7 protein-coding genes and 1 pseudogene are annotated in these 6,067 nt (G+C 35.2%); 5 read left to right on the top strand and 3 right to left on the bottom strand.

The window, feature by feature from the left end; all coding sequences use genetic code 11:
* The first annotated feature begins 125 nt into the window (after window positions 1–125).
* The 4 genes from RZN25_17865 to RZN25_17880 all read left to right on the top strand — a co-directional run bounded on the left by RZN25_17865 (window position 126) and on the right by RZN25_17880 (window position 3,544).
* Window positions 126–875: a (S)-benzoin forming benzil reductase gene (locus RZN25_17865; GenBank protein ID MEQ6378675.1), complete on the top strand. Its 750-nt coding sequence runs from the start codon at window positions 126–128 to the stop codon at window positions 873–875.
* A 651-nt stretch (window positions 876–1,526) separates the two neighbouring features.
* Complete coding sequence (locus RZN25_17870) at window positions 1,527–1,904, top strand: hypothetical protein (GenBank protein ID MEQ6378676.1); 378 nt, start codon at window positions 1,527–1,529, stop codon at window positions 1,902–1,904.
* Between the two features lie 148 nt (window positions 1,905–2,052).
* The gene (locus RZN25_17875; protein MEQ6378677.1) at window positions 2,053–2,877 is read left to right on the top strand and encodes a DUF368 domain-containing protein; all 825 of its coding nucleotides are present in this window, start codon (window positions 2,053–2,055) and stop codon (window positions 2,875–2,877) included.
* A 94-nt stretch (window positions 2,878–2,971) separates the two neighbouring features.
* Window positions 2,972–3,544: a GNAT family N-acetyltransferase gene (locus RZN25_17880; protein ID MEQ6378678.1), complete on the top strand. Its 573-nt coding sequence runs from the start codon at window positions 2,972–2,974 to the stop codon at window positions 3,542–3,544.
* A 42-nt stretch (window positions 3,545–3,586) separates the two neighbouring features.
* On the opposite strand, the gene RZN25_17885 is transcribed toward RZN25_17880, so the two are convergent.
* The 3 genes and pseudogenes from RZN25_17885 to RZN25_17895 all read right to left on the bottom strand — a co-directional run bounded on the left by RZN25_17885 (window position 3,587) and on the right by RZN25_17895 (window position 4,987).
* Window positions 3,587–3,886: a hypothetical protein gene (locus RZN25_17885; protein ID MEQ6378679.1), complete on the bottom strand. Its 300-nt coding sequence runs from the start codon at window positions 3,884–3,886 to the stop codon at window positions 3,587–3,589.
* Between the two features lie 308 nt (window positions 3,887–4,194).
* Window positions 4,195–4,431, bottom strand: a pseudogene (locus tag RZN25_17890) (DUF2935 domain-containing protein).
* A gap of 196 nt (window positions 4,432–4,627) precedes the next feature.
* Window positions 4,628–4,987 (bottom strand): hypothetical protein, encoded by a 360-nt coding sequence (locus tag RZN25_17895; protein MEQ6378680.1) that lies wholly within the window; start codon window positions 4,985–4,987, stop codon window positions 4,628–4,630.
* A 761-nt stretch (window positions 4,988–5,748) separates the two neighbouring features.
* Between RZN25_17895 and RZN25_17900 the strand changes: the two genes are divergently transcribed.
* Window positions 5,749–6,006, top strand: a complete 258-nt coding sequence (locus tag RZN25_17900) for a helix-turn-helix transcriptional regulator (GenBank protein ID MEQ6378681.1) — start codon at window positions 5,749–5,751, stop codon at window positions 6,004–6,006.
* Window positions 6,007–6,067 lie beyond the last annotated feature (61 nt).

Consider the following 6,067-nt stretch of genomic DNA (forward strand, 5'->3'; position numbering starts at 1 on the left):
GAAACCCATAACCGCTCACACTAAACAAAGTTAAGGTGATCATAATCAACAAACCTACGCCTTTTTTGACCTATCTCTTCACAGAGTTTAAATTAATAGTAGAGAAAAAAGGAGGAACTAAACAAATGGAACTAGCCATCATAACAGGTGCTTCCCGTGGATTGGGACAAGCCATTGCAGAACAAATGTTGGAAAAAGGGATCCATGTGTATGGAGTGTCTCGGCAAGAGAATAAATCCCTCAAGGAAAAAGCTGAGAACCATGAAGTAAATTATCAGCATTTCCTATGTGACCTTTCTTCTACCTCATCCGTAGACGAATTAAACAAACATTTGATTAAAAACATAAAGGAGACAGAACCAAGTAAGATTTATCTCATTCAAAATGCAGGTGTGGTCAATCCAATTGAAACGGTTGGGAATATGGAATCAGAGGAAATTGTAAATCATGTCCATGTGAATTTGATTGCACCAATGATCATTGCTAATACTTTTTTAAAGGAACTTCCTCAAACTGAGATGGTAATTGTAAATGTTACCTCTGGTGCTGCCCAACGATCTGTACATGGATGGAGTGTTTATGGGAGCACGAAGGCGGCAATCGATCGATTCACTGAAACAACCGGACTAGAACAAGACCAAAAGCAAACTGGAAATCAAGTGTTAGCCTTTAGCCCTGGGATTATAGATACTGACATGCAAGGGGATATCCGTTCCTCGACGGAAGAGGCTTTTCAGGATGTGGAAAAATTTAAAGAATACAAAGAAAAAGGTCTCCTAAGAACTCCAACCACAGTTGCGGGAGCTTTAATGAACCTTCTGTTTAATCATAGTTTTGAAAATGGTAAGGTCTATCGTGTCGACAACTTTTTATAATTAAACTTGGTTCGTAAACCTTTGCTAGTTGAACTGGTGCCGATAGAAAGTCCTATCCATCTAATGAAGAAGAAGCCTGCTCTCCTTATTTTACGAATTTAATCGTAAGAGGATAGCGGGCTTCTTTTCCTAGTAAAGCACGGACAATGGCGATTGTAAGAGTAATCAGCATATAAAGGATTTGCAGCAGAATAAATAGAAATCCAAATAGATAGAGCCCAAACCCAAACAGAATAGCAGGTGCTTCTATTTCTGGGAAAAAGGAGAGGATTAGATATACCATAAATAGGATGGCAAAGTCGATTAATCAGTACAAGTACATGCTAAGTAGCAGGTTTAGATTGGAGCGAGCATGCTGTTCTACAAAGGTAGAACGATCTTTCATAAATAACCAATAAAGTAATGAAACTAAAATGTTAAAAGGTCCTAGCGGAACGAAGGTTAAAACATGCGGTATAGACGCTAGATCCCTATCTTTATTTTCATCCCCCATCAAAACACTCTTTTTTCATCGTTTTTCCTACTTTACCATATGTTCCAAAGATTTGTCATCGAATCCAAATTTGGAAAAAAGCCCTTTTTTATGAATCTTTTCGATAGGTTTATACGTCTTATGTATATATTAGTAGGAATACATTGGAGGTAATTGTTTTGCGGATACTTGTAATTCTTATTTCATTTCTCCTACTTCTAGGGTGTTCAGATCCTGAGGTCATTAGGGTTGGGTCACCTATAAATGATGGGAGTGGAGAAAAAATCGAATTTTATAAAGTGGTAGAAAATACTACGAAAATTAATGATATCCGGCAGATTTTCGACAGTGTAGAAGAGACGAGTATACCTCATTCCTTAAGTAGCGATCCTGATGTGTTTTTTACGTTGGATATCCCTGAGAAACATGTAAGTGAAATTCAGGCATATCTCTGGTTTTTAGAAGATGAAAGTGCCATTGCGAAGAGAGGACAGAAATATTATAGTGTATCAAAAGAACATTCCGAATTATTAAAGTATATTTTCAAAAAGGAATAATTTTTTCTATGGCTTCTTAACAAGTGGAGTTTTTTCTTTGAATGTGATTCATAAAAAAATAATATATCTGATTGAAAGGTTTTTTTGATAAAATAAGAGGAACAAGCATAGTGATAAAATAGAGAATGTTTATAGAAGGAGATTGTTTATGGTTGAATGGAAGAATATCTATCGTGGTTTAGCGATGGGGACGAGCGATGTCATTCCAGGTGTGAGTGGTGGAACGATAGCAGTTGTCCTTGGAATTTATGATCGTTTAATTGCTGCAATAAGTGGGATTTTTAGTAAGGAATGGAAGAAACATTTGGGATTTTTAATTCCACTTGGGGTGGGAGTTGTTGGAGCTTTACTTTTGTTCAGCCATTTAGTTGATTGGCTATTAGCTAATTACCCTCAGCCTACGAATTTCTTTTTCCTAGGATTAATCATTGGTGTTTTGCCATTTTTATTAAAAAAGGCAGAGGTAAAGAAAAATTTTAGGACAGGTCATTACTTCATGTTCGTGGTAGCTGCTATTCTTTGTGCTTCATTAGTATTTTTTAAACCAGATGAAGCGGCTGCTATTTTGGATAGTCTATCTATGTCAACGATCTTTATTTTATTTTTCTCGGGTTGGCTAGCGAGTATGGCTATGTTACTTCCGGGAATTAGCGGATCGTTTGTCCTTTTAATCATTGGCATATACCCGTCTTTTATTGCTGCACTTAAGGATCTGAATATTCCTGTGTTAATGGTCATTGGAAGTGGGATCGTAGTAGGGCTGATTGTAAGTAGTAAATTGATACGTTATTCTCTCGAACACTTCCCATCAATGACTTACGCAGCAATCATTGGGCTAGTTATTGGTTCGACTGTTGTTATATTTCCTGGGTTTGCAAGTGATATGACACTTCTTTTACTAAGTATCGGAAGTTTTGCTCTTGGCCTTGCAGCAGCCGTTGGCCTTGGGGCTTATGAATATAAAGAGGTATAGCAGCTAGTAGGAAGACACTTCATTTTTTCATAAGAAATGGAGTGTCTTTTTTACTCTATATTATAAAAAAATCTACGTGAAATGAGGGAGTTCCATGGATGGTCCTGTATTGATGGGGGAAAGAGTGATTCTGCGTCCAATTGATTTAGAGAGAGATGTAGAACCTTGGTTTCATGCCATGCAAGATTCACGACTACATGAATGGACTGGAAATACCATCCCTGCACACAGACAAGAAACATATGAACTTTTGGAAAAGTATAAAAAATTAGACATCATTATCGCTTGGTCAATCTTATGGAAGGAGTCAGATCAAATGATTGGGACATTTTGGCTAAGTGTTCCGCAAGAGGATGAGAAGGGGATCAATTTTTCAGGTGACGCCCAACGATTGGATGTAAAGTGGTGGGGGAAAGGGATTGTTTCGGAGTCAAGAGAACTGGTCTATCGTTATGCCTTTTTAGTTGAGAATGTAGATGAAATACAAAGCCAAGCTTGGACAGGGAATCATCGTTCCTGTCGCTCCATGGAACGGGTAGGATTTAAATTAGTAAAAATTGAGGATGTATTCAACCCTAAATATCAACGGATAATGTGCCAGTCGACTTATCGTTTATCTAAAGAAGATTGGATAAAAAACGAAGAAAAAATAGAACTATCTAGTTGAGTATTATGTGACAAAAGTAGGGAGAAAAAAAGTGGCTGTTTTCTACAGCCACTCATCATCTATCGCCCGATTATCTGCTAATTCAAAGGCTGCGTTAGTAATAGCTTCTGCCAAGCTTTTTCCCGTTGCACAGGAACGATCAAAGCAAACCTCAGAATCACTCTTTTGGGAATAGGAAAACCCTAATTCTTTTAGTCTCTCCACAATCATCAGGGCATGTTCCATGTTTTCCTCTGGTTGGAAGTTTTCTATGAAAATCCCTTTTTCATAATCAAACCACTTATTTACACTATTTAGTTTCCACCCTAATACTCTGCGTGCTATAACTTCTACTTTGTTCATTGTTTTCAATCCTCACTTTTTTCTATCCTGTAATTTTATCATAAAACAAAGATAGAGTGGCAGGGCCAAAACTGAACATACAGGGAAGCGTTATCTTGTTCAGTTGACGGTTAATAGATTTGCGTGCCTTATCATTCATTTGAGTGCCAACCATCCCCTTCATATACAGGCCTTTATTAGATGATACTAGCTCCGAACCTAGGGCAAAAATTAGAGATGAGGCTGGGACAAAACACAGTAATAAAATAATGGTTTCAATCACCTCTTTCAAATGATTAAAACCATTTTTGAGTATTTCCTATTTTTTGTCAGGGGGTTTGTGCTCGAGGCTTTGTAGGATCACACTCCGGTGGCGGGGTTTGTGTGGATTGAGCGACTTTCAATAAGTAGTAGCATTCTTCTCTATACATATGGTCTGCCATCAAAGCAGAAAAAGTGCTGAGAACTTGGTCCGATAATTCAAATTCCTCAATTTCTTGAAGAAAGGTTTGAAAAAGCTTGATTTCTACTTTTGTTTCTTTATTGAAACGAGATAGGGCAGGGAAAAAGTAGCCTCATGTCTCGATAAAGTAAAAAAAAGTTTTAACAATCTCTTGTTCTGAAATTGAATCCATAAGTCGTTTATATCTTCATTTTCGAAAACTACATTAGTTAACAATAATACATACCTTAGACCACTTTTACTATTCTTTATTATTTTTGTAATTGTCCCAGATATAATAGGGTAATTAGTCTCCATTACTAATTACTCGCTTCATTTTGAGAAATAAGTATAGTATTATACTTAATAATCTCGATTAGATTCTTGTCTTTTATTCTCTCTATTTGTTCCTCATCATCAATGTGTAACAAGACTAGTTGTTTTGTTTTTCTTCCCTGAACTAATAAAAATTTTAAGTTATCAAAAAGAATAGCGTCTTCGTTGAGATCCCAGGATAATATATCAGACAAGAAAAATATTCTGATACTATATTCATCAAAATTGAATTCAAAACGATTGGACCAAACTTCATCTATTTTAGAAATAGATGGTTCGTGCTTAAGCTCTGTTAATTTATTATTTAATGTAATTGGTAAAGAAGTCCGTATGTGAAGAAACATGCAAACACCTCCTAATAGTCGAGGTGGATTTTATAAGATTTGAGAGTTTTTCTTAATCTGAAATCTTTGTTTCTCCAATTCTTAGGTAATAATCAATATTCATAAGCGCAGTTATTAGTATTCATGGCTTTCACCATTGCTTCAGATAACGTTTTTCCTTCAGACATCTTACTAATTTGCTCTCTTACCGGACTAGCATCATGTAAGGTCCCAAAGCATGCACGATAATTAGTAGTAAATTTTTTAATCGTAAAATGCCCATCATAGTATTAGTTTGCATGTTCCACAAATTTATTGTAGATAGAAAAGTCTTGATCGTTCATAAAACTCCCTCCTATAAATTTAAATCTAGGAATATTATACCGAACACTTATTCTATTTGTCTATTATTCGTTAAATTAGAATTTAACGCAAATTTATATATCTGAAAAAGGGTTTTGAATCTTCCCTCCTCTTGTGCTTCTACAATCAGATTGTATCTTGAACAATTAAATTATAAACTAAAATAATTAAGTCGTATAATAATTTATTAATTCATGAGTACCCTTTTGTTACGAACAGCCTCACACCCAGGAAGAATTCTCTTCATATTTCTTTACGTTAATAGGTTAATACAAAAAAGGATAAGTCATTTAGACAATTCCATATGGATTTATTAATATCGATTAACAGTTTTGAGTACTGGGCTCATATCATATTACTTTTTTTTTTGAAAATTTTGGGTAAAATTGTATAAAAGCTTTTTGTTTGGAGGGGGAACGTTGGAAGGTATCGGAGAAACATTAAGATTTGTTAGAAAAAAGAATGGGCTTTCTCAAGAAAAGGTTGCAAAAGAAATATGTTCTATCTCTTATCTTAGCAAATTAGAAACTGGGAAAATCCAAGGTTCTGATGAAATTGTTACTCTGCTTTTTCAAAAACTTAAAATTCCGATAAAACTAAATGAGGATAATTCAATATTCCTTACTATTGTTGAAGAGAAGATAGAAACATTATATAAACAAATTATAAATAACTGATGCTAGTATAGTTTCATGGACACACCTTAGTTAAGTTTCTATAGATTTGTTACACTATATA

Source organism: Bacillaceae bacterium S4-13-56, from assembly GCA_040191315.1.
In the GTDB taxonomy this organism is placed as follows: Bacteria; Bacillota; Bacilli; order Bacillales; family JAWJLM01; genus JAWJLM01.